Origin of the sequence: Streptomyces sp. NBC_00193, from assembly GCF_026342735.1 — a bacterium.
GTDB lineage: Bacteria > Actinomycetota > Actinomycetes > Streptomycetales > Streptomycetaceae > Streptomyces > Streptomyces stoeckheimensis.
Map to the genome: position 1 here is coordinate 172588 of NZ_JAPEMM010000002.1, position 21980 is coordinate 194567.

Sequence of the window (21980 nt, forward strand, 5' to 3'; positions counted from 1 at the left end):
AAAGCAGGCTCATTGAGCGGCGACTCCATGCAAGTACTGAGCCGGTAGGAGCAGTTTCGCGGAACCCGGCAAACTGCCCACAACAGGCAGAAGCGCGGAAAATCCGAACCAGTTGATGCACGAGTCGGACCTGTCCAGCAGGTCCGGGTCGGTGACCACCACCGTGGCGAAGCAGCCCTTGTCGCCCCACAGCCACATCGTCTGACGAAAGCCGTCGGCGGCGATCATGTCCACGCACTCCAGCCAGCCTCCGGCCGGCCCGCGGAGCTGCGCGCGGCGGCCATCGCCCTGGTTCATCCCTGCATGCGTGGGGACCAGACGGCAGCGATCCCCCTCGACCTGCTCGACCGCGGGTCATCCCCGCGGGCGCGGGGAGCGCCCTCCCCGGCCTTCGGGCTCACCCGGCCATGGAGCAGCGCCTCGAGTTCCGCGACGCCACCGGACAGATGCTCGTGCTCGGTTCCGGGAGCGACCACGCGCCGGGACTGCTCCAGGAACTCCGCCACGTGGTCGGCCCCCATGAAGAGCAAGGCCGTCCCCCCGGGAGAGACCAGCCGGATGTACGTCCGCCGTTGTCCGTCGTGGTGCACGGTGTTCGGCCGGTCGCCCTCCTCTTCGCTCCATACCTGGACATCGCCCCTGCCCGCCCTGCCCCGGAGGCCTTCCAGCAGCAGCTCGCGCGCCAGCATCCACGAGGTGCCGGCCCCCCGCCCTGGGTCCTTGAACACCATCTCCACGGCGTAGGGATCCGAGGCCCTGTACGTCAGACGAGCGCTGAGCGGCCATGTCGAAGCATCCGCCGCCGGCCCGCACAGGTGCATGAGGATGCGCCCGCGGAGCACTTCCTCAGCGCCGTCACGTTCCCACCAGCTTCTGAGCGTGGACGGGCCCTCCGCCCGGGGTTCGAGGTCGGCCTTCCGGTCGGCGCTGGGCACTTCCCCCTTCCGATCGGCCTGCGCGGGGCCAGGCCGGCGCCACCATCGCTCGTCGCCGGTGCCCAGACCGATTGCTCTCCGAAAGGCAGCCAGCTTCCTCGATGTCCGCGTCCGCAGGAGCCCTTCCGAACCCGTGGACGAAGTCCTCGCCACGTCGGCTTCCTTCCACCACGGCACGACGGCAAGTCGCACATTCCAACTTCCCGACGCACCCAGCAGGGAGGCGAGCCGCTCGGAGCAGCCGGATTCGGCCGCGTCGGGAGAACTGACCGGCTGAACCACCCAGGGGTAACCGCGCAGGTCCCCGATCCGTGGGTCCCTCGAAGGCCATGCGTACGGAGCGACCGCGCGGGACCCGGGCCGTTCGGTATCCCGCCGCGCCACCTCACCGCCCTCTCCGGCAAACAGCAACTCCCGCAGGGCGAGTTCGATCCCGACGACCGCCCCGACTTCGAGGCCAGGACCGAACGCAGTAGCGATGTGCCACAGCAAGTCCTGCCGGATCTCCACCTCGCCTCCGTCCTCCCAGAAGACTGCCGATACAGCCGGAGACTCGGCGCGGGACAACTCGTCGGCCTGTCGCTTCCACCTCTGCCACGCAGGCCCCAGACGAGAGACCTCCGAGTACCCTGCGTCCGGCCCCTGTCCGCCCGCCCGGTCGGTCAGCAGGTCCCACAAGTCGGCCGGGTCCCCGCCCAGCCACCCGGCGCGGACCGGCTCACGGCCGACGATCAGCACCCTCTCGGGATCCCCGCCCCTACCCGCCGGACGCCGTTCCTCCTCCACCTCCGAAGCCACGGAACGCACCGCCGGTACCCCGGCCACCGGCGCGGATGCCGGCGACGCGGAGGCCGCCCGGCCGACACGGCGGTGCACGTCCTCCGGTACGGGTCCGGCCCGCAGCACGGCCTTCACCTGAGGCGCCCCGAGGCTGGAGGCTTCCATCAGGGCGTCGAAGTCGACATCGAAGGCCTCATCGAAGGCGTCCGTCACCATGAGTCCGTCGTCCAGGGACCCGTCACGTCGAAGGCTCACCGTGCTTCCCCCTCCTCCGGCCCGGGCCGGCGTACTCCGCTTTCGTTGATCGAGTTCCGCAGCCGGTGGGTGCGCCGCTCCAGGGCCTTTCGTGTCAGGCCCACTCGTGCCGCGGCTTCTTCCTGGGTGCACCCGGCGGCGTACAGGGCGAGTCCCTCACGGGTCTTGTCGTCCTTGGCCATCGACAGGATCTGCTGGATCTCGTCGTAGGTAGCGACGGCCTGACAGGGGTCGACGGCCCGTTGATCCGGGATCAAGGCCATCGGATCGATCCCGTCGTCCACTCCGGAGCGGCGCAGCTCGGCCTGCTCGACCCGCCTCCCGTCGTACCAGGCCTTGTACACGGGCCTGAAGGCACGGATCACTGCCCCCATGCAGTAGGTGGAGAGGCTCGCCCCGCCGGCCGGGTGCCAGCGGCCTTCGACCAGGCCGTAGTCGCGGAAGACCTTGATGCCGTTGATGACGCTGTCGGTGGCGATCTCAAAACGGTCGTCGGACAACCAGTCGGGGACGATCAGCCTGCGGGGCACGGGGCGTCCCACGGCGGCCGTCCGGCGGAAGACCTCACCGGAACCGCACCACTTGACCATGGTGGACCAGGTGTAGACGGTCAGGCGCTCGATGACCTTGTCGTAGCGCGGGCCCTCGAAGCCGTCCTTCCGGAGGACCTCGACGATCTTCGCGTCGTTCCGCAGGCGTTGCGCCCGCTGGGCCGCATTCTCCTCCGCGGCCGGATCGGATCCGCCCTCGGAGCCACCTTCGAATCCGCCCTCGAGACCGGGTCCCGACCGAGCCAGGAGGAGCGCGTCACGAACGGCGATTCCATCGCCTCCGAGCTCAGTCGGCAGCACATCCGCTCCCTTGCGTCCAGGTGCCCTTGGCGGTCCTTCTGCATTGCCTCACGCCCTACGTCTTAGGGAGCACCACCCCACCTCCCCCCGCACCCCGCCTGTGATTCAGTTCACAACCCGCCGGGCGGGGGAAGCAGGCGTTCCGGGGAGTTAGAGCTCCCACACCGGGCGTCAGCAGCCGCCGACGCCCTCCGCGTCACCCCTACTCCCCCATACTCCTACTCCCCACCTGGAGCCGAAGTTGTCCCAGAACAACACCCCACCGCCGCCCCTGCTCCCGCAGCGGTCGGCCGTGATCCTGCTGCTCGGCGTGCTGACCGCCGTCGCGGCGGTCGTACTCACCGTGCTGGCGGGTGGCTCCCTGGCCGCCGGGCTCCTCGCGGGTGGCGGCGCGTTCGCCGCGGGCGTGCTGTTCTTCAACACGATCGTCAGCTGACGGAACTCGTCCTCCCTCATCCCCTTCGCCCGCTCGCTCCTGAGCGGGCCGGACCTGGAGGGACGTCTCCTGCGGGACGTACTCGAACTACTCGAAGACCACCCGCATCAGGCAGCCGAAATCGTACGAGTACTTCTCGAAGAGGGTTCGCGGCGCCGTCGGTCGAAGTCCTGGTCGTTCGAACTGGGCGCAGTGGCACAGAGCGGGAGTGCCGATGTGGTGGGGGAGGTGGACTCGTGGTTCGAACGACTTGAGCCGGAGCCCGACACCTACGCAGACCTGATGCAGTGGTTCATGTACGAGGACCTGGCTCCCGAGGCCGTCCTCCGCATGGCCCGGAAAGCTCTGAACCACCCCGGCTGCGGCGACGTCGCATGCGCGAGCGCCGCCTCGGTGATCCTCGCCCAGCAGGGCGGCCCCGACGCCTGTGCGGAGGTCTTCGCCGCTCTGGAAGACCGCCTGTACGACGGCATGCCCCTGCGAGCCCGCCTCCTGCCCATGCTGGTGGACCACGACGAGGTCGCGCCCGTCATGGAACTGGGCGGCCGGCTGCTCTCCGACCCCTGCGTGACCGGCCCCGAACTGGAGTCGGTCGTCCGCGTCTGGCTGCGCGTCGGGGGCCGGACTGCCGCACACGAGGTCGCCAAACGTTTCGAGGCGGCCTGTGCCCTGACGGTCGACCAGTCGATCGCGCTCTCGACTCTGTTCGTGGAGCTCGGCCGCGTGACGGCCGCGACACCCCTGTGGTGCAAGGTGGGCACCACCCGCGGCACGGCCGTCGAGACGCGCTGGCAGACCCTGGAGAAGCTGATCTCCGCCTGAGCAGGCGAGCGCGCCGAGAACGCCCTGCGCGCGGCCCTGGCCGCCGAGGCCGACCCGGCGGAGACCTCGTCCTGAAACGCCTGCTGGCCTGACTCACCGCGGCCTCATGAACTAAGCGGCAGCGGACGCCTGCTCCGTCTCGGTGAGTTCACGTCGTCGCGGTAGACCTGGCCTCCGCCATGAAGCGCCGGCCCAAGAAGAGCGAGAGGGGGCCATCCGAACGGATCGACATGTTTATGCCACTTCAGACAGCAGCGACCGTACGTGTGCGTTGCCGGCGGTGGACAAGTACTCCGCCAGCGCCTGTCCCGCCGGTCCCTTCGACCGGCGTACCGCGGTGACCGCATGGGCCATCGTCCGGTCGGCGGGTACGGCCTGGAGGATCCTCCTGACCAGTCCCACGGCCAGTTCTTCATCGACGGGAACGACCGAGTTGGCCAGATCGACGAGCTGGGTCGCCAGATCGAACCGGAAGCGGGCTCCCGATTCGATGGAACCGAGGCCGCGAATGACTACTTCGTGAATGTCGGGCAGGCATACGCGCACCACCGCTTCTTCCAGGTAGTCGCCCAGCTTCTCCTCGAAGTATTCACGGTCCGCGATCCGAATGAGCGACCGGAAGGTTTCCACTCGGAGATCGGAAGAATTTTTTTCCCCGGCGAGCTCCCGACTGTCCGCCGCAGCCTCCGAGAATTTTCCGTAACTGCTGTCCACCGAGAATTTGCGATCCATCACCAGGTCATACCAAGGAACGGCTTTCGGCTCCAGGGTCGCCTGCCGGACGGCTTGATACCCAGCAGGCTCACCCCAGGACACAAGAGCCAGACAGGCGAGGTATCTTTCGCGATCGGAAGCCGACGCATCTCCGAGCAAAGCCACGAGGCCAGGCACACGGTCGCGATGACTGGCGTGATCGTAGCCTCCGTAGATCACGTCATCGACGTCGTCGGTGCGATTTCCCTCGAAGTCGGTTCCGAGGAGATCTTCGAACTGGGTCATGCCACTGCCCTGTCTCATTACGGTCCGGTGATGTAATCACTCGGCACAATACCCTTGATGAGCCATTCTTCGTCGCGCTGGGTGTTCATCATGTCCACCATGCGCTGGATGATGCGCTTGGTCTTCGTTTTGCTGAGTCCCAGTTCCGCCGCGGCTTCCTCGATCGCGGGCCTCGAGCTGCCCGGCGGCACGGTGAGATCGACGGGACGACCGGCTATTTCGTCCGCGCTGGCCTGAATGGCGGCTTGGACTTCCTTCGGAGAATGGACCTCGACACCCTGGACACGGCCCGCGGCGATGTCCTCGTCCAGACGGGGCAGATCGATCTTGATCTTTCCGCCACCGAAGTCCTTGGCGTCGGCTCCGTCTCTGCTCAGGGATGTGTACGGACTGTCCGACTTCGCCGGGTCCCGGCCGACGACGTGGTCGACGATGCTCGCCTGACCGTCCGGATTCGCAGGCACCAGGTCGCCATCGGCATTGAGGTGGGCTTTCCGCTGCCCTCGGCTGTTGTACTCGGCGCTGAAGTCGTCGTCCTGGCGCATGAGAGGCGGGCGGTCTCCACCGGTGCCGGTGCCGGACGGCGCGCCCGGATCACCGTCCGCGGGCCCGTCCTCGCCCTTCAGGCCGTTCCTGCCGTGGGCCGCGGCCTCCCCCTGGGCCTGGGCGGCCTCCCGCGTGACTCCCCTGCGCGCCGCGCTCTCCGCCGCCTCCTCAGCAACCCTTGCCCCGGTTCGGGCCGCTCCCAATCCCTTCGTGCCGATGAGCTCGGGAATGAGCCGGCCGAAGCCCTCGCTCGGGTCGTCCTTGAAGGAGTCGATCAGGGCAACGGGGATCCGTTCGGGATGGGCGGCGGTGGAGACGAGGCCGGCCAGAGTCATGCTGACGTGCTGCTGGTACTCGGCGGGATGGGTGAGGTTGTAGGGGTCCTGAGGATTGAGGCCACGGGCGAAGTTGAGGATTCCCGCGGTGCCCTTGACCACTCCCCCGACGACGTGGTTCAGCTCGACGGCCTGAGCACCTTGGTAGTCGAGGAAGGTTCCGAGCGCGCGGTCCATGGGCGGCGGCTCGGCCGGCGCGTGTGCGAGGGCTGCCGTGAGGGCGCGCTCGGCCGTGGCGGCGGCCTCGTCGCGCTGACGGCGGGCCTCGTTGAGGATGTCCCGCGCCCGGCCGCGGGCGGCCTCACCCGGATCCACGCCCGGTGCCGGGCAGATCGCCGGGGCGCCGCCGGCCTTCACGGACGCTTCGTAGGCGGCGAACTTCTCCTTGTACACGGCTTCGGCGTCCTTCGACGCCTTCACCCCCTGCTTGTACAGCTCGATGGCCTCCTGCGCCTGCCCCTGTGCCCACTCCACCGTGTCGGCGTAACGATTCAGCGCGCCACCAGCGGATTCGCACGCGTCGGAAGCGTGGAACCAGTCGGCCGGGTGCATCGCGAACTTCTCGCGGAAGGCATCAGCCGCAGCCCCCCGCCAATGGCCGGAGTCCAGGGCTTTCATGCCCTGGCCGACCCGGTCGAACGCCGCCCGGAAGTCCGTCATGTGCTTGGCCGACTCCCGGATGGCCGAGGGCTTGCCATGGACGAGCTCGTTCGCCTGCTCGCTCTGTCCGAGCCCCTGTTCGCGCACCGTGGCGCCCAGGTCGGAGGCGATGTCGTCGCCCCAGTCCTCGACCGTGTCCGCCCATTCGTCCGCGCCCACGTACTCCAGGGCGCCACCGAGCCCGTGGGCGGCCATGTCCACGCTCTTGCCCACCGCCCTCGTGGTGGCGTCCCAGCCGTCCTCCAGCTTGCCCAGCCCCTCGTTGAGCAGCCCACCCCAGTCCGGCATCAGCGCTCACCACCGGTCTGCGGCGCGGGCGCCGGTCCGACCATGTCGTCGACGGCCGCGTCCATCTCGTCGCCCAGACCGGCCGCGTCGATGAGCTGGTTGGACAGGAGGATGTCGGAACTGTTCAGGTCCCGGACGGTGCCCTTCCAGGCCTCCTTGCTGTTCTCGTTGGCCTGCTCGAAGGATTCCCGGCTGTAATCCGCGTCACGGATCTGCATGTACGGGTTGTCGGAGAGGACCTCGCCCCAGCCCTTGCCGATGACGTCCTCCTCGGAGGCGTACGGGTTGCCCATCGCCGAGTTGGTCAGCACCTTGAAACTGCCCTGGATGTACTGGTCCTGCTCGTGCAGCGCACCCGCCGACAGCCCGACCTTCGCCGCGAAGGCGTTGCCCTGCTGAACCAGGGACCGCACACCCCATTCCCACCGCTCGCAGAAGGTCCCGAGCGCGGACGTCAGCCCATCGTGCCCCGTCTCCATGCCGGACAGGGCCAGGTCAGAGAAGCCCCGGCCCATACTGGCCGTGCCGACCATCCCGAGTTCCTTCAGCTCGGCCAACGTCTGCGTGATCCCCTCGGCGATCTGGCCCAGTGCCGCCTTGGAGACATCGAGATCGCCCCCGTCCCCGCTCATGCCGCCTTCTCCCCGTCAACTGCCACCGCATCCGCGACGATCCCCCGAACCGGCGGAAACACCGCGCCATCGGGACCGGCCGCGTTCAGCGCGACTCCGCACGGGAAGTCCAGCGCCGGCATCACCTCGTCCAGCAACCGCGCACCGATCACCCGCCGGTACGGCCACCGGTCCCCCGATTCGCCCCGCGCCTCGGCGAAGCGGGCGAGTGCCGCCTCGTCGGAGAAGGCACAAATCCAGTCCAGACCACCCAACTCGGCGGTCCACAGGCCACCGCGCTGGTCCAGGGGCACCAGCACGGTGGCGGCGCGGAACTCGGTGAGCCGTTCCCGTCCCGCTTCCGCCGTTTCTTCGACCGACCCCGTCTCGACAACGGGAACAGCCGCTACGCGCACGGGCGCTACGATCACCGGCGCCTGTGGAGATGAGGTCGAGCGTGCGGCCGCCTCCGCCCGCAACTGAGCCCACTCCTCGTCGAACCCCACCCAGAACTCCTCACACCGGTCCGCTGGTCAGCCCCGGGCTGAACCGAGCCGGTCACCCCACCTGTTCGAGTCGAACATACCGCGACCGACTATGTGGTTTTAGGTCAGCTTTGCTCTTCGTTTATGCACACTCCATGCTCCGGGTCGCCCTCCTTGCCGCCACGTCAGCCCGTGAGAACCCCGCTCGGCGAGCACTCCTTCTCCGCCTTCGGCCTGGACAACACGCCAGGGTGAGGCGCGGAGCGTCCACAAGCCTGGTGCATTCGTGAACCTCGACGGCTCGACGGCGAACCGAAAGGGGATGCCGACTCGAACAAACCAGAGCGCAGGGACAACCAGCCTCCACGCAGACGGGGTGGCGTACAAGGACGGGCTACCGGCTGCCCGGGCTCGACCCGGGCCAGGCCATGGGGTCATCCCCGCGGGTATGGGGAGCAGCCGTGGGCGCAGCTGCACAGCAAGACCCTCTGGGGAGCATTCGGTCTCTGTAAGCACCGGCCGGTAGTTCGTGGGTTCATCCCCGCATGCGCGGGGAGCGGTCTGTCGGCCTGACGACCGAAGACAGCCTCAAGGGATCATCCCTACGTGCGCGGGGAGCGGACTTGCTGACCTGCGACTCTAGGCTGGCAGCAGCGTATTTTGAAGCACCTTCACTGATTCCTCCATATCCACCAGCTCTCCCAGTCGAACAAGGAAGTCCACCCATGTGTGACGGCCAGGGGGGGAGACGGCACGGAGACGGCCGGGTGAGGACCTGGAGGCTTCGGCATGTCCCCCTAACTGTGTGGCAGCGGAGTCCTTCAGGCTGTGGGGCCTGGCAGCGTCGGCGCTGCCAGGGGCTCTGATCAGAAGTACCGTGCCTTCGCCACGCGTTCGGTGACGGCCGGCTTGTCGAGGTAGCGGTGGACGTCGTGGGCGTTGAGCTTGCCGTTGTCGACCTCGATGTCCGTGACGCCGACCGCGAGGTGGGAGAGGCCTCCGCGCCTGTTCACCGGGTCGTACGGGGCGTAGAGGTTCGTCCACTCCACCCCGGCCGGGACGGACAGGGGGGCACCGGCCGTGTGGACGCCCTTCCTGACGGCCAGCCAGCTGAGCGGGGATCCGCAGGTGATCAGGGAGACCACCGCCGGGCTCCCGTCCGCGCGGGACGGTACTTCGCCGCGGCTCAGCATGTCGTAGAAGACGACGCTGCCCAGGGAGTGCGCGATGACCATCCGGGCTCCGGTGGCGGCCAGGGCCGCCCGTACCTCGGCGCGTACGGCGGCGCCGGTCTCCTCGTGGCGCAGGTAGCCGTGTGCCTCGCGCACGAGCCACAGCAGACGGTCGGTCACGCCCCTGCCGGCCACCCGGTCCACCGCTCGCGCACGCCTGAGGATCCGCGGCGTGAGCCGGCCCTCTCCCAGGGTCTGCCCGCCCATGGGCGAGTCGTCCTCCTCGGCGACGGCCGACGGCGCGTAGGCGGCGAGGGCCTGGAGGATGAACTCCTCTTCCTCCTCCCCGACGGGAGCGTCCTCGGCCGCGTCGGCGGAGCCCGGGCCCAGGCGCATGTACCGGGTGGCCGTCTTCGGGTAGACGCCCTGGTACGAGGGGACGGTGAGCCGGATCGGACCGGCCGTCGCGGCGTGGCCCGAGTCGGCCAGTGCGTCGTCCACCGATGCCTGCCACTTCCGGCTCAGCTCGGCCGTCGTGGCCGACGAGCCCTGCCGGATGCCGTGCACGCCGACGATCTGCAGCATGTTCACACTCCCCCGTTCCGCCCTGCCCGGCCGTGCCGACGGTCCATCACCCACCGGTCCCGGCCCAGGAGCAGATCGTATCCAGGGATGGCCCACCCGCCGCCGGAGTTGCCCCTGCCGTGGATAGTCTGGGGCCGCCGTGCGCCACACATCGCGTGCGGATCAGGGGGATGACTGTGGGTGCACAAGAGCGGGGAGCGTCCGGCGCCGACGGCTGGTCGTGGTCGCCGTGGACGGCTACAAGGAGAGCCCCGACGGGTTCGACGAGGCCATAGCGACACAAGTGGAGCGGATCACCGGCTGGCTGGCCGACCCGGAACTCGACGACGACCGCCGCTTCGAGGTCAGCCGGGCACCCTCGGTTCGTTCCGTGGATGCCTTGCGCGAGTTCCTGCGCAAGGAAGATCTCGCCGCGGCGAAGTACCGCGAGGCCGTCGTCGTCTACATCACCGGACACGGCCTACGGCGCACCGCACCCCGCCATTTCCTGATGCTCGCCGACACCGAACCGGACCGGCTGTTCGCCACCGCGTTCCCGACGAGCGAGCTCGTCACCGCGGTCCTGGACAGCCATTCCGAGCGGGTGGCGCTGGCTTGCGCCCGCATGCGGGACGAGCCCGCCGGGTACACCGCACCCCACCTCTCGTTCAGGGAGTGGGGGGATCTTCTGGACGAGGTCGGACGCGACGAGCACGGTGTCGAGAGGGACCTCGTGCAACCCCTGTGGGTCGTCCCGCGATCGCCCAGCCGTGGGCCCAGCGCCTGTCTGCCGAACCCCCGTTACCGGGTGCCCGTGAGCACCACCGGCCCCGCTCTGCGACAGCTGGCCCTGACCCCGACGCGGGACTCGGGTGGGGACACCGGGACGGACGCCCGCCCGGATACGGGCGTTCTCGACGAGTTCTGGCTGGAGCGCGCCTCGGGACGTGCGGCGGCGGACGACCCGGGTTGGTACTTCAGCGGCCGGGCCGCACCGATGAGCCGTATGACCCGCTTCCTGCGCGACACCGAGGGCGTCCTCGTGGTCACGGGCGCGGCCGGATCCGGGAAGTCCGCGCTGCTGGCCCGCCTGGTCACCCTCTCCGACCCGGGTTTCGTCGCGGATCCGCAGTACGCGGCCATGGTGGCGGGGATCCCCGCGGAGCTCCGGCCGGATCCGGGCACCGTCGACGTGGCCGTACTGGCCCGCAACAAGTCCGCGCAGGTGATCATCGAGGACCTGCACACCGGCCTCGGGCACAGCCCAGCGCCCGCCCTCACGCGCGCCCACGGGCACGGTCCGGGAACGGAACCGCCCCTCCAGGCCCTGCTGCGGCGGGTGCTGGAGCGGTCCACCGCAGCGGCCAGTCCCGTCACCGTGGTGATCGACGCGCTGGACGAGGCCGACGACCCCCTCGCCGTCTTCAACGACGTCGTCCTGCCGCTCGCCCGCCTCCGCGGTCCGGACGGGGTACGCCTCGTCCGTCTCCTCCTCGGCATCCGCAGCTCCCCCGAACCGGCCGAGCCGACCTACCCGGCGGGAGCTGACCTGCTCGACGAGCGCGCGGACCACCTGCTGCTGCGGCTGACCGAGGCCCTGCACGACGAGGGCCTCGTGCCCGGCACCCTGCGCACCGACGGCCCCGACTGCGCCGCCGACATCGCCGCCTACGGCGCCACGCTGCTGCTCGCGACGCCCGGCAGTCCGTATCACGGCGCGCCGGAGGCGGCCTCCGAAGCCGCGGGCGTCATCGCCGACGCGGTCGCGCCGTCCTTCCTGGACGCCCGGATCGCCGCCGACCAGCTCCGGCGGGCCGACACCCGCCAGGACCTGACCGAGCCCGGGTGGCTCGGCAGCCTCGCCGACGGCACCACCGGACTGCTCCGCGAGGACATCAGGGCCGTGTCCCTGGCCACCGGCGTCCCGGCCGACCTACTGGTCGCCGCGCTCCGGGCAACGGCCTTCGCGCCGGGGGCGGGCCTGCCCTGGGCCGAGGTCTGGCCCGCCGTCACCACCGCGCTCGTCGCAGCCGAGTACGGGGCGGGCTACGTCGGCACCTACACCGCCGACCACGCCATCAGGACGCTGCGCGCCAGTCGTCTGACCGGGTACCTGGCCACGGATGAGGAGGACGCGCGTACCGTCTACCGGCCCGTCCACCAGCGGCTGACCGACCTGCTGCTCGCGGATCCGAGCTGGCTGCTGGCGCCGTCGTCGGCCACGGAGTCCACGTGGTGGCGCCCCGACGGCGAACGGCAGGTACTCGTCTCCGCCCACGCCGCCCTGGCCCAGGCCCTGGCCGGCTTGGTCGAGCGGTCCGGGCCGCGCCCCGCCCATCCGTACGTCCGCAGGCACTTCCTCCACCACGCGGCGGCCGGGGAGGTATTGGACGATCTGCACGTACCGCTGGAACTCCTGGCCCAGGAATCCTCCGGAAGCCTCCGGGCACGCCTGGGGCTGCCCCTGCCGATCACGAGTCCGCACCTCAAATGCTGACGGCCGCCGCGCTGATCGAGCCGTACGTGGACGACTCCGTGGACATTGCCTCGCGCATCGGCAGCATCGCCTTCCACCGGGGCGTACGCGGCGAGTCGTGGGAAGCCCCGGTCGGACTGCCCGCCTCCCTGGCGTGGGGCCTGTGGGCCGCGCGCGTGAACGTGCTCGCACTGACCCGAGGGCATACCCGGAGCCTGTGCGTCGTGCCCACACTGGACGGGCGGACACTCATCGCCGCGCTGGCGATCGGTGGGGCCGTACGGATCTGGGACTCCGAGACCGGCCGCCTGGCCGCCAAGCTCGGAGGCCATCCAGGCCTCCTGCAGGGAATGTGCCCCATCCATGCCACCGGTGGCAGGACGTTCCTTGTCACGTGGCACGGGGAGGGGGTCACCATCCAGGACCCCGGTTCGGGACAGGTCCTCACCGCAATGTCCGCGCGGGCGATCCGTACCGTGCACGTCCTCGAAGACGGGGCCGACCGCTGGACGCTCTTCGTCATCACGGCCTTCGGCGCCTCCGTGTGGTGGCCGGATCCGCTCGGCACCGGACCTGGAACCATCGTCGAGGCGGTGGGCTTTCCTGAGACGGCGTACCCCGAGGCCGGCGCCGCCCCCACGGTCGTGGTGCGCCGCGCGGGCGGGCAAGCGCTCGTGGCCCTCAGCACATCCGAGGGGATCCGGCTCTGGGACCCGTCCTCGGGTCTGACCCCCCACCCGCCCTTCGCGAGCTCGCCGGCCCGATCGGTCCTGGCCGTGTCCAGGCCGGGTGAGGACGACCTGCTCCTCGTCGTCGGCGGATGAGCGGGAGGCAGCTACGCGCAGCTGTGGGACCCCTTCCGGGGCGAACAGGTGCACCATCGCCGGGTCCTGGGCCGTGCCCCGGTTGCCCTGCCCGGAGGTGAGGCACTGGCCTCGATCCGTAGCAAAAGCATCGGGCCTCGTCAGCTCGTGGTCGCTCTGGGACCTGGTGTCCGGCGACACCGTCCACGTCATGGAGAGAAGGCCCTCTACGGCCTGGCCCACATGCTTCACCACAACGCCCGACGGCCTGCCGATGGCCGTCTGGCTGGAGACGGACCGGGTCGTCCGCTCCACGGTGTGGGATCCGGCCTACGGTACGGAGCGGACCACCTCCTTCCTCCTCAGCCCGGTCATCAGCTCCCCTTTGTCGCTCACGCCCGTCCCCGCAGCGCACGGTGCCACCGCCACGATCGCGGTGGTGGGCAGGCGTGGGATCACCCTCGTCGACCTGGCCTCCGAACGCATCGTCACCACCATGAGGTCCCACGGCCGTACAGGTGTGTTCTACCTGCGGCCGTGCGTCCTCCCGTCCCATGGCCGGATCCTGCTGGCCGCCGCGACCTCCGGGGACATCCACCTCTGGGACACCGCCGACGGCTCCCCGGTCGCCCGCTGGAATGCCCCCGACACCCTGGCCCTGGCCGCGATCCCCCTCGCCGACGGCCGCACCCTGCTCGCCTCGGGCGCCCCGAGCGGCGTCCGGATCTGGGACCCGCTGACCGGCGAGCTCCGGCACACCCTGCTCACCGGCGCCCCGGTCCACGCCCTGGCCGTCGGCGCCGGCCCGGTGGGCCCGGTCCTCCACATCCACGGCCCGGCCGGCCTGGCAACGCTGACGCTGGACGAACACCTGCTGTGACGCCGCCGGGTCCCGGGCCGTGCGGGCCCGTACGAGCCTGGCTGCCCGGCGATCCTCGTGTCCCATGGACCGCCCCGTCGCCCTCTATGCTGCCGCCGGGCCCGGCCGCGGCCGCCCGCCGGGGCTGTCGTAGGCTCTGCGCTCCGACCGCGCCCCAGTTCCCGAGCGGTCGGACCGTGGCGGGGAGATCGCGGCCGGGCGGCCGGCACGCGCGGGCCCAGGTACGAGCATCGGCATGAGGTTTCAAGAAACGTGAAGTACATACGTACGTGGGGTGCGGCAGCAGCGGCCGTCCTGGTCCTGTGCGGATCCACCGGCTGCGGCCCTTCCTCGTCGACCGCAGGTGATGTCATGTCACCGGCATCGGCCGCCGACGTGCGCACCGTGGTTCACGACGGTGCCGTGACGGGCACCCGTGGTCTCACCGAGATGTACTGGACCTCCGAAGGCATCGCAGCAGTGGCCGTCGACGACGCCAAGGACGATCTGGTCCAGCCCGAGTGGACCGGTGACGGCTCGATAGCCCGGACGGTCGGCCGGTTGTACGCCTCGGGTACGGACGGCAGCCCCAGCGCCTGCACGGCGACCGTCGTCGGAGTCCGCACGGTCGTGACCGCGGCGCACTGCGTCAGGACGCCGGTGAAGGAGGCACCGTCGAGCGAGGCCACCTGGGACCGCAACCTCTACTTCGTTCCGGGCTACCGACGCGGGACATCGCCCAACGGCGGGTTCACGGTGCGCCGGATACGGATGGCCGAGAACTGGCAGGCCGACGGACTGGACGTAGCCATGCTCGAAATGAACCCGGGGGTCGACGGGAGGAACATCTCCGAGGCAACCGGCGCCCAGCCCATCTCGTTCACCGGCGAGCAGGCCACGACCACCCACTTCTTCGGCTACCCGTACACGGACCGACTCGTGCACTGCTCGGGCGCCGGCGCTTGGGAGGCCGGCAAGAGCATGCGGAGCGTCCCGTGCATGATGGGGGCCGGATCGAGCGGCGGCCCCTACCTCGCGGGCGAATACGCCGCGGGCAGCGTCATCGCGGTGAACGTCAGCGGCGGCGAGGGCGTCAGCTACGGAACGGCACTCGGCGCGTTCGCGGAACGCCTCTACCAGCAGTCCGAGCACGGCTAGGGTGCCCACCCGGGGGGCCCTGGCGCGAGTACCCCTCACCCGTTTCGGCGGCCCCCGGGTCCCGTTTCCCCGAAGCCCTTGCGTCCCGCAGCGCGGAGGTCCGGTGGGGTCGAGAGTGGCGAGCGGGCTGACCGGGACCCGGGCGAGGTGGCCCGCCACCGCGGTGAGCGCGGCCGCCCGGGCGGGCGGGGTCGGTGAGCTGCTCGGCCAGGCGTCGGGCCGTCCCCCGCCTCCCCCTTCTGTCCCGTCTCTCCGGTCTCCCCACTGGTGCAACCCGCTACTGCGGAGGACAGGACAAGGAGCGCCGCCACTCCCCGTATGAAGCCACGCACGCTGCTTCTCCATCGTCGAAGGCAGGAGACCGGATTCTGTCAGGCTCGGACGGTCCGGCTGTCGGCAGGATGGTTGTTCTGTTGGTGCAGGTGGCGGTGCGTTCCTTCGTACCGGGGCGTTCACGCAGACGGCCACCCGGTACGGAGGGCTGGGCCCGGACTCTGCCGGGTTCGGACGGGGATGCGCCCGTCGGCGAGACGGCCGGCCATCCCGTCGGCCGGATGGCGGAATGGTGGGATGGTCGGCGAGGTCGGCGGCGGCGACGCGGACGGGGCCGCGATGGCGAAGCGTTGAGCCGGTGCCGGATCGAAGCGGGGCGTGGCCGGGCGGGGGGTCAGGAGACCTTGCTCAGCTTCTTCCAGTCGTCGTAGCCGATGCTCCAGTCGGCGTATCCGTTGCCGGGGCCGTCGGCGTTCTTGATGGCTTCCCGGCCCTTGATCGTGATCAGGTCGCCGAGGATGGTGTTGTCGAAGATCCACTTCGCGTCGGCCGGGGTCATGCCGATGCATCCGGCGCTGTGGTTGGTGTTGCCGACGTACTTCTGCGCCTCGGGAACCCCTTCGTGGAGGTACGCGCCGGTGTCGGTCACCCGCATGCCCCAGTTGACCACCACGTCGTAGTCCACCGGCCCGCCCACGGACGCGGAGGTCATGTGCACCTTGGGTTCCCGCGTCTTGAGTGCGTAGGTGCCCAGCCGGGACTGGCGGCCCTTGACGGGCTGTCCGCCGGACATGGGGATGGACTTCACCACCTTGCCGTCACGCTCGACGATGAGCCGGTGGGTGTCGAGGTCGGCGGTCAGCTGCTGGTCACGGCCGATCTTGAACGTGCGGTCCAGGTCGCGGTCGAAGTGCGCGCCGCCGGGGTCCACGGTGGTGAGCGTGCCCTTGACCGTGACGTCCGTGCCGGGCTTCCAGGGGTCCTTGGGGCGCCAGTCCAGGCGGTCGTGGCCCGAGGGTGTGGTCACCCAGCCCCAGGAACCCTCGGTCGGGGTCGACGCGGTGACCGTCAACGCCTTCTCCACCGCGGCCTTGTCCTTCACCGGCTTCTCGAACTCCAAGGACACCGGCTGACCCGTACCCACCGTCTTCCCCGCCCCCGGAATCAGGTCGAAGTCCAGTACGGCTCCGGTGGTCACCTTCGGCGGAACGGCTGCCTCCGACGCCGCGGCCTGTACACCCGCCACGTCGGCGGACACCTTTGCGTCGTCCGCCCGAACCGTGTCCCCGCCGGAGCCGCAGGCCGTGAGGAGCAACAGCCCGGCGACCACGGCGAACAGCGGGGCCGCGGGGCGGCCACGACCGCGGGCGGAAGCTGCCGGGGTCGTCTGGGGGCGAACACGCATCATTGTGGACGGCTCTTCTCTGGAAAGGGCTGGTACAGCTGTGAGGACGGCTGCCGGCAGACGACCGGTTCTTATCTGCTGATGACCGTTGTGTGACAAACCGCAGGCCCGTCTCGTCGCGGATCGACCTGGTCGACGGCTCACGTCACGGGCAGGCGGGTCACATCGGTGACGGGGGTGCTGTCGGGCCGCAGGAGGGGCATGGCCATCAGCGCCAGAGGTAGCAGCCCGTACGAGAGCCCGCCCAGTGCCACTGCCGGACGGCAGCCCAGTACCCGGCCGAGCGGACCGCGCGGGGCGCGGGCGAGCAGGCCGATGAAGGCGGCCGCGGTGGTGCCAAGCGTTGCGAGGCCGCCGAGGGGGCATCCCCGCGTGCGCGGGGAAGCAGAGGTCGGCCTCTACCGCACCGCGCTGTGCCTGGTCACCATCCACGCCCGGACTACCGCGGCTGGCGGAACCCCTCAACCGCCCATCCGAACGTACGAGCCAACCCGCAGCCGCGTGACCCAGGCCTCCTGGAGCGGTGAGGCCGCCTCCCCCTGGACATCGACATGAAAGCGCGGCCTTGCCGTAGCCCGCAGGGGCGCGTTGTAGGTGATCACCACGCGGCAGCCCTTCTGCCGCTCGCACGTCGTCGCGTGCCGGTCGCCGTGCACGTCCGTGTCGTCGAACGCCAACGTAATCGCGTCCCCGTCACCATCAGCGGTCTGCGCGTAGGACCCGCTCGGGAGTCGCTGCCCGCAACGCCTACGTTCTTGATCACCGTCCGGTCAGACGCGGTAGACCCCGTCTCTTCGCCCGCGGGGTGGGCCGCGCCCTTCCCTGAATCGGAGGAGACCTCGGAGACCGCGGCCTCGTGGTGGTGCGCGTCGAGCCGCTGCTGCTCGCGAGACCGCCCACAGCGAGCAGCACGACCGTCACCGGCGGTAGCAGTGGCTTCACCGCTCTGTTCGGGTGTTGAAACAACCAGCCTGGCCCTGCCGGCCAGGGCCGGAGCACTATCACCGCTGATAGCGGTCTGGCCCTACCCGCAGGGCCGGACCTGGGAGGCTAGGGATCACGACCGAACCGTCGACCGCTCCCTCTGCCCGCCTTCTCCGAGCCCGATTCCGACGCTCCCGTACCCGCCCAGGCGGGTGGGCGCCGGCTGATGCTGGTCGAGCAGGGCGCCGACTTCCGCCGGCCGCCCGGCCAGCCCGAGCTCGCACCCGCCCCGGCCCGGCCCAACGTCCGCTCGCCCCGGGCGGCCTCACCCTCTCAGACCCGGACCGCCGTATCTGAGCGCTACCACCACGGGTGCGCCACGTCCAGGACCAGCTCACTACCTAGCCCCACTGCCCGGTGTGCCAGCGCCTCCACCTGGGCAGTGGCCGTAGCCGTCCCGGCTCCCGCCTCGGATACCGTGTTCCTCTACGGGGTGCCACAACGGATGTGACGCCCCCCACCGAAGGTAGTCAGCGTATGAGCTCAAAGCGCAGCAAGAATCCGGCCCTGCCCGTACTTGACGACGCATTCCGACTCGCGTCGGTCAAGGACGCCGACGAGTCCACCCGTGACTTGGCCGCACGGCTGGCCACCACCGAGCTGCGCCGCGTTTCCCACCCGGGCCGGGTCACCTGGGAGCCCACCGATCAGGCCGAGCCCGTACCGGTCCCGCCGACTGTGGTCGACGGTGACGGGGACCTGTGGCTGCGGGACCGGGGCACTGGCACCTGGACCATGCCCGAGTTCAACCCGAAGGAGTTCCCGGCCCGCTGTGGCGAGGTGCTGACGTGGAACCAGCTTGCCCGCGAGTTCGGCCCGCTCACCGCACTGGCCGACGACCGCCGCATCGGCGGCGGCCGGCGCTGACCGCGCAGCCTTCTGGGATGACCGCGCCCCTGAAGCGCCCGTCACGGGTAGCTGGGAGCACCAGCTCACCGTCCAGCTCGACGATGGCGGCGAGCAGGTGAGCGTGGTGGTGGCGTGCGACGGCCTCGAGCAGCGTGGTGCGGGCCTGGCGCCACCCGATGTCCTCGGTGCGGCCGGCGTCGGTGGACCAGCCGGGTAGCGGTCGGCCTTTTAGTTGCCGTGGTGAGCGCGCGGCGTGGTCGTCGCGGCCTGGCCGCCCTCTGCCACTGAATCGAGCCGACCAGAGTTCAGTCGATCACCACGGCCCAGAGCTCAAGCTCCGAGCCGCCTTGGTCCATCAAGGTGTGACGACGGCCCTATCGAACCGGCGGACCATGGCCAGGCTGGCCTAGTTGCGGACGTCGATCTACCCAAGACGAGAGTCGGTTCTTCGGGTTCCGACCTCTTGATCATGACACGAGGGAACAGCGCGCGTGGGCGAGCAGTGAAGTCCTCGAAGTCGAGCAGCACCTCGTCCTTGAGTCGTGCCCGGCGCCTGCCCGGGCGCGGCTGACGGACATAGCCGGGCAGTGCCGCCAGGAACACCGACTCCACCGCCCGGTTCCAGCCCTCCACCGTGCCCTTCAGGTGCGGGGTGTAAGCGGGCAGGTCCTCCACCTGAACCACCAGAGCGCCGAAAGCGGCCGCGACCGTCTTCGACAGGAAGTCCCTGCACCGGTCCACACGCACCTTCTGCGGGCTCTCGAAGACCTACCGGGTGGCGGGGTTCAGGTCCGGCTGTCTGGTGGTGAGCGGCCCCGGCAGCACGCGCGCAGCTACCTGGAGGGGCTAACCATGCTCGCTTCCATGCGGCTGCCTGGGAGAAGCTGAACGAGATCCCCGGCGTGTCCTGCGTGAAGCCGAAAGGCGCGCTGTACGCGTCCCCGCGCATCGACCCCAAGGTGCATCCGATCCACGACTACGAGCGGTTCGTGCTGGACCTGCTGCTGCGGGAAAGGATCCAGGTGGTCCAGGGCAGGGGTTCAACTAGCCCCGCCCCGACCGCTTCCTGACCCTGCCCTACGCCGACGACCTGGAAGCGGAAATCAGCCGGATCGGCCGCTTACTGAGCGGACACCGCCAATAGAAGGCGGTGACCACACAGCGCACACGATGGACGGCTGCCCCGGCTTCTCGGCATCCGTGCGCAGCGGGAGGAGGTGTCGGCCGGCGGTCGGGCCGGTGGAGGGGGTTGGTGTGCGGGCGACGTGGACGGCCTGGCGCAGGGCCCGGTCGTTACGCGGCCGGCTGCGCGCTCCCGTGGGACAGGCCCGAGCGCCGCAGGGCGCGCAGCATGGCCGGCAGGTCAGCGGGCTCGGTGCCCGAATCCCGGACGAGGGTCTCCAGCAGCTCCGGCGTCAGCTCGTACCGCTCGGCGCGGCGCACCAGTTCCACGCGGCCCTCCCCGAGGACCGCCCCGCCGTCGAGCTCCCGCAACAGCTCGTCCTCGTTGACGAAACGGCTCAACCCGCAGTCGAGACCGTCGTCATCGAGGTCCGCCGGGTACGGCGCCCGCGCCCAGGACCCGTTCTCGGACCAGTACACGCACCCCAGCTCGTTCCCCGCGATCAGCTCACGGAGCGTGTCGTGAGGGAGCCAGTCCGGAGCCCCGGCCAACATGTCGACCGGCGGCTCGTGCCACTTCACCCCGCTGGACTCGTCCTCACCGAAGAGCACGAACCGGTCCCCTCCCAGCGGCTTCAACGTCCACCAGGTGCAGCCGCAGTCGTCGAGGTGCAGCCCACGGTCGTCGATCCAGCAGCCCGTGCGGTGGCCCGGCGGCTTCTGTTCCGCCTCTGTCGTCGCCTCCAGCACGGCGACCGTGCTCCACCGGGCCCACAAGACCTCCGGCGAGGGCAGATCCTGCGGCAGTCCGGGCCTGTGCACTGTCATTCCATCCCCCACGGGTGCGCGATCACCTTCCCGACGCACCCTAACCGTTTCAGTTGGCCCCCTACCTCGGTGCCGTGGCGTCCGCGGGCAACGCGGCGACTTCATCCAACCGGTGATGGTCGCGCGTCGAAGGAACTCGGGCAATCGACTTCAGATCGTCGCCACAGAAGCCTCAAGCAACAGCCGACCCGACACCAGCCGTGATCGCCCGGACAACTGCTATTCCTCGTCGTCTTCGTCTTCGGATTCCCTGACGAACCAGAGGTCGAGGGTGTACTGCTCCGTCGCGGGGCACTGCGCCCACGCGGCGCGGAGCTGATCCTTGCTCCATTCCTCTTCGACGGATCGCCGGTGGCTGCTCTCGCAGTAGGCCGCCGTGGCGTTGCGTCCGATCCAGGACGCCTGCCCGTCGTACACACCGGGACGGGGAAGTTCCATGACGCGTGCCGGCCCGTAGGTGAGCTGGTTGACGACGAGCTGACCGGTTTCGGACTCCAGGGTGAGGGTGACGATGCCTTCGACGTCCACAGGGGGCTTCTGCGGGCTGTCCCAGATCTTGATGGTGACCTGGACTTCGACGTCGGCTTGGAGGCTGTGCAGGTAGAGGTGGTATCCGTTTCCGGCGGCCACCTCGGCCCTCGACCGGGCCAGTGTTTCGTCGTCACCGAGGTAGGCGTCAGCGTCGTAGACCTGCACGATGCCGCGGTCCGGGCGTGCCATGGTGCTGTACTCGGTGATGAGGGACACGGCGGCTCCGTCAGTGATCAGGACGTGATTCTCGCATGGAGTCGATGCGGGCCCTGGAGTCGGGCATCCACACGACAGACCGGGTACGTGCGCGCTGCAGTCAGGTGCGCTTCTCTGAGGCGGTGCGGAACTGCCGGGCGACCTCGGCGGCCTTCGGGAGACCCTGCTCGTCTGCCAGCAGTACGCTGCCGAATGTGCCGAAGGCGGTCCATGCGCACACGATCGGGTGTCCGGCCGACGGCAGGAAGCCGCAGCTCGACTTGCCGTCCCAGGGCCCCGCACCGAAGGCGGTGACCTCGGTTGCCCGGCACCCGGCGAAGAAGTTGCGCAGTTCTTGTGTCGTGGTGTCCGAGGTCTTGTTCTTCGCCAGTCGCGGGTCCCACTCAACGGTGTTGATCTGGAGTATGGCGCCCACCGGACGCTCGCTGGGACCGTCGTAGAACCACCGCTTGCCTGAGGGCTGCCTTTCTGAGGTGAGCTCATCGTATTCGGCGGCCTCCGCTCCGGCGAGCAGCTGGTAGACGCCGACCTGCGGGGCGGCGACGATGACGCGTTTGACCTCCAGGGGCCCGGCCGTACCGGCGGAGGTCTGGGCTGTGGGCGCCTGGGAGATGGGGGCTGTTTCGGCGGCAGGTGGCTCGCCCTCGAAGGTGAGTGCCCACACCAGACCTGCAGCGGCCACGACCATTAGTGCTCCGCGGACGATGTTGCCTCGGCGGCGCGCACGCCGGCCTGGT

The 21980-nt window shown here is 69.9% G+C and carries 19 protein-coding genes and 2 pseudogenes; 8 read left to right on the top strand and 13 right to left on the bottom strand.

Annotated features, from left to right (window positions below; all coding sequences use genetic code 11):
- Positions 1–9: 9 nt before the first annotated feature.
- From OG898_RS28880 to OG898_RS28890, 3 genes are read right to left on the bottom strand one after another with little or no spacing between them, the layout of a single operon-like run.
- Entirely contained in the window at positions 10–297 is a 288-nt protein-coding gene (locus OG898_RS28880) for a hypothetical protein (RefSeq protein ID WP_250749668.1), read from the bottom strand.
- Positions 294–1970 (bottom strand): SsgA family sporulation/cell division regulator, encoded by a 1677-nt coding sequence (locus OG898_RS28885; RefSeq protein ID WP_266960841.1) that lies wholly within the window; start codon positions 1968–1970, stop codon positions 294–296. The genes OG898_RS28880 and OG898_RS28885 overlap by 4 nt, the downstream gene beginning before the upstream one ends.
- Positions 1967–2821 carry a hypothetical protein gene (locus OG898_RS28890; protein WP_250749662.1) on the bottom strand — a complete coding sequence of 285 codons (855 nt, stop codon included), beginning with the start codon at positions 2819–2821 and terminating at the stop codon, positions 1967–1969. The genes OG898_RS28885 and OG898_RS28890 overlap by 4 nt, the downstream gene beginning before the upstream one ends.
- A 241-nt stretch (positions 2822–3062) precedes the next feature.
- On the opposite strand from OG898_RS28890, the gene OG898_RS28895 reads away from it, so the two are divergent.
- Together OG898_RS28895 and OG898_RS28900 are read left to right on the top strand one after the other, a co-directional pair.
- Positions 3063–3257, top strand: a complete 195-nt coding sequence (locus OG898_RS28895) for a hypothetical protein (RefSeq protein ID WP_250749659.1) — start codon at positions 3063–3065, stop codon at positions 3255–3257.
- A 228-nt stretch (positions 3258–3485) separates the two neighbouring features.
- On the top strand, positions 3486–4079 hold the full coding sequence (locus OG898_RS28900; protein WP_266960843.1) for a hypothetical protein: 594 nt from the start codon (positions 3486–3488) through the stop codon (positions 4077–4079).
- Positions 4080–4313: 234 nt separating this feature from the next.
- Here OG898_RS28900 and OG898_RS28905 read toward each other — a convergent pair whose 3' ends face one another.
- From OG898_RS28905 to OG898_RS28925, 5 genes are all read right to left on the bottom strand, one after another.
- A complete protein-coding gene (locus OG898_RS28905) occupies positions 4314–5078 on the bottom strand; it encodes a hypothetical protein (protein ID WP_266960845.1) in 765 nt (254 codons plus the stop codon).
- Between the two features lie 17 nt (positions 5079–5095).
- Positions 5096–6907 (bottom strand): putative T7SS-secreted protein, encoded by a 1812-nt coding sequence (locus tag OG898_RS28910; RefSeq protein ID WP_323184938.1) that lies wholly within the window; start codon positions 6905–6907, stop codon positions 5096–5098.
- On the bottom strand, positions 6907–7539 hold the full coding sequence (locus OG898_RS28915; RefSeq protein WP_266960849.1) for a hypothetical protein: 633 nt from the start codon (positions 7537–7539) through the stop codon (positions 6907–6909). The genes OG898_RS28910 and OG898_RS28915 overlap by 1 nt, the downstream gene beginning before the upstream one ends.
- Positions 7536–8024 carry a hypothetical protein gene (locus OG898_RS28920; RefSeq protein ID WP_266960851.1) on the bottom strand — a complete coding sequence of 163 codons (489 nt, stop codon included), beginning with the start codon at positions 8022–8024 and terminating at the stop codon, positions 7536–7538. Before OG898_RS28920 ends, OG898_RS28915 begins: the two co-directional genes overlap by 4 nt.
- Positions 8025–8869: 845 nt before the next feature.
- Positions 8870–9760: a hypothetical protein gene (locus OG898_RS28925; protein ID WP_266960852.1), complete on the bottom strand. Its 891-nt coding sequence runs from the start codon at positions 9758–9760 to the stop codon at positions 8870–8872.
- A 220-nt stretch (positions 9761–9980) separates the two neighbouring features.
- Here OG898_RS28925 and OG898_RS28930 point away from each other — a divergent pair, with 220 nt between their 5' ends.
- The 4 genes from OG898_RS28930 (at position 9981) to OG898_RS28945 (ending at position 15035) form a co-directional block, all read left to right on the top strand.
- Complete coding sequence (locus OG898_RS28930; RefSeq protein ID WP_266960854.1) at positions 9981–12236, top strand: AAA family ATPase; 2256 nt, start codon at positions 9981–9983, stop codon at positions 12234–12236.
- Complete coding sequence (locus tag OG898_RS28935) at positions 12230–13039, top strand: hypothetical protein (RefSeq protein ID WP_266960856.1); 810 nt, start codon at positions 12230–12232, stop codon at positions 13037–13039. Before OG898_RS28930 ends, OG898_RS28935 begins: the two co-directional genes overlap by 7 nt.
- Positions 13040–13229: 190 nt before the next feature.
- A complete protein-coding gene (locus OG898_RS28940; protein ID WP_266960858.1) occupies positions 13230–13898 on the top strand; it encodes a WD40 repeat domain-containing protein in 669 nt (222 codons plus the stop codon).
- A gap of 351 nt (positions 13899–14249) precedes the next feature.
- A complete protein-coding gene (locus tag OG898_RS28945; protein ID WP_266960860.1) occupies positions 14250–15035 on the top strand; it encodes a serine protease in 786 nt (261 codons plus the stop codon).
- A gap of 667 nt (positions 15036–15702) precedes the next feature.
- Here OG898_RS28945 and OG898_RS28950 read toward each other — a convergent pair.
- On the bottom strand, positions 15703–16716 hold the full coding sequence (locus tag OG898_RS28950; RefSeq protein ID WP_266960862.1) for a L,D-transpeptidase: 1014 nt from the start codon (positions 16714–16716) through the stop codon (positions 15703–15705).
- A gap of 1458 nt (positions 16717–18174) precedes the next feature.
- On the opposite strand from OG898_RS28950, the gene OG898_RS28955 reads away from it, so the two are divergent.
- On the top strand, positions 18175–18564 hold the full coding sequence (locus OG898_RS28955) for a hypothetical protein (RefSeq protein ID WP_250749624.1): 390 nt from the start codon (positions 18175–18177) through the stop codon (positions 18562–18564).
- Between the two features lie 558 nt (positions 18565–19122).
- Here the strand turns inward: OG898_RS28955 and OG898_RS28960 are convergent.
- A pseudogene (locus tag OG898_RS28960) lies at positions 19123–19293 on the bottom strand (transposase); the annotation flags it as partial.
- Between OG898_RS28960 and OG898_RS28965 the strand changes: the two are divergent.
- Positions 19292–19690, top strand: a pseudogene (locus tag OG898_RS28965) (aminotransferase); the annotation flags it as partial. The pseudogenes OG898_RS28960 and OG898_RS28965 overlap by 2 nt on opposite strands.
- A 149-nt stretch (positions 19691–19839) precedes the next feature.
- Here OG898_RS28965 and OG898_RS28970 read toward each other — a convergent pair.
- From OG898_RS28970 to OG898_RS28980, 3 genes are all read right to left on the bottom strand, one after another.
- Entirely contained in the window at positions 19840–20496 is a 657-nt protein-coding gene (locus OG898_RS28970; protein WP_266960863.1) for a hypothetical protein, read from the bottom strand.
- 219 nt (positions 20497–20715) lie between these two features.
- Positions 20716–21243, bottom strand: a complete 528-nt coding sequence (locus OG898_RS28975; RefSeq protein ID WP_266960865.1) for a hypothetical protein — start codon at positions 21241–21243, stop codon at positions 20716–20718.
- Between the two features lie 100 nt (positions 21244–21343).
- On the bottom strand, positions 21344–21925 hold the full coding sequence (locus OG898_RS28980; RefSeq protein ID WP_266960867.1) for a hypothetical protein: 582 nt from the start codon (positions 21923–21925) through the stop codon (positions 21344–21346).
- Positions 21926–21980: the final 55 nt, after the last annotated feature.

What these genes read in the sequence shown, in the direction of transcription:
- OG898_RS28880 (WP_250749668.1), bottom strand. Translation starts at nt 297, where the DNA reads ATGAACCAGGGCGATGGCCGCCGCGCGCAGCTCCGCGGGCCGGCCGGA.
- OG898_RS28905 (WP_266960845.1), bottom strand. Translation starts at nt 5,078, where the DNA reads ATGACCCAGTTCGAAGATCTCCTCGGAACCGACTTCGAGGGAAATCGC.
- OG898_RS28910 (WP_323184938.1), bottom strand. Translation starts at nt 6,907, where the DNA reads ATGCCGGACTGGGGTGGGCTGCTCAACGAGGGGCTGGGCAAGCTGGAG.
- OG898_RS28915 (WP_266960849.1), bottom strand. Translation starts at nt 7,539, where the DNA reads ATGAGCGGGGACGGGGGCGATCTCGATGTCTCCAAGGCGGCACTGGGC.
- OG898_RS28925 (WP_266960852.1), bottom strand. Translation starts at nt 9,760, where the DNA reads ATGCTGCAGATCGTCGGCGTGCACGGCATCCGGCAGGGCTCGTCGGCC.
- OG898_RS28935 (WP_266960856.1), top strand. Translation starts at nt 12,230, where the DNA reads ATGCTGACGGCCGCCGCGCTGATCGAGCCGTACGTGGACGACTCCGTG.
- OG898_RS28940 (WP_266960858.1), top strand. Translation starts at nt 13,230, where the DNA reads ATGGAGAGAAGGCCCTCTACGGCCTGGCCCACATGCTTCACCACAACG.
- OG898_RS28945 (WP_266960860.1), top strand. Translation starts at nt 14,250, where the DNA reads ATGTCACCGGCATCGGCCGCCGACGTGCGCACCGTGGTTCACGACGGT.
- OG898_RS28950 (WP_266960862.1), bottom strand. Translation starts at nt 16,716, where the DNA reads ATGATGCGTGTTCGCCCCCAGACGACCCCGGCAGCTTCCGCCCGCGGT.
- OG898_RS28955 (WP_250749624.1), top strand. Translation starts at nt 18,175, where the DNA reads ATGAGCTCAAAGCGCAGCAAGAATCCGGCCCTGCCCGTACTTGACGAC.
- OG898_RS28970 (WP_266960863.1), bottom strand. Translation starts at nt 20,496, where the DNA reads ATGACAGTGCACAGGCCCGGACTGCCGCAGGATCTGCCCTCGCCGGAG.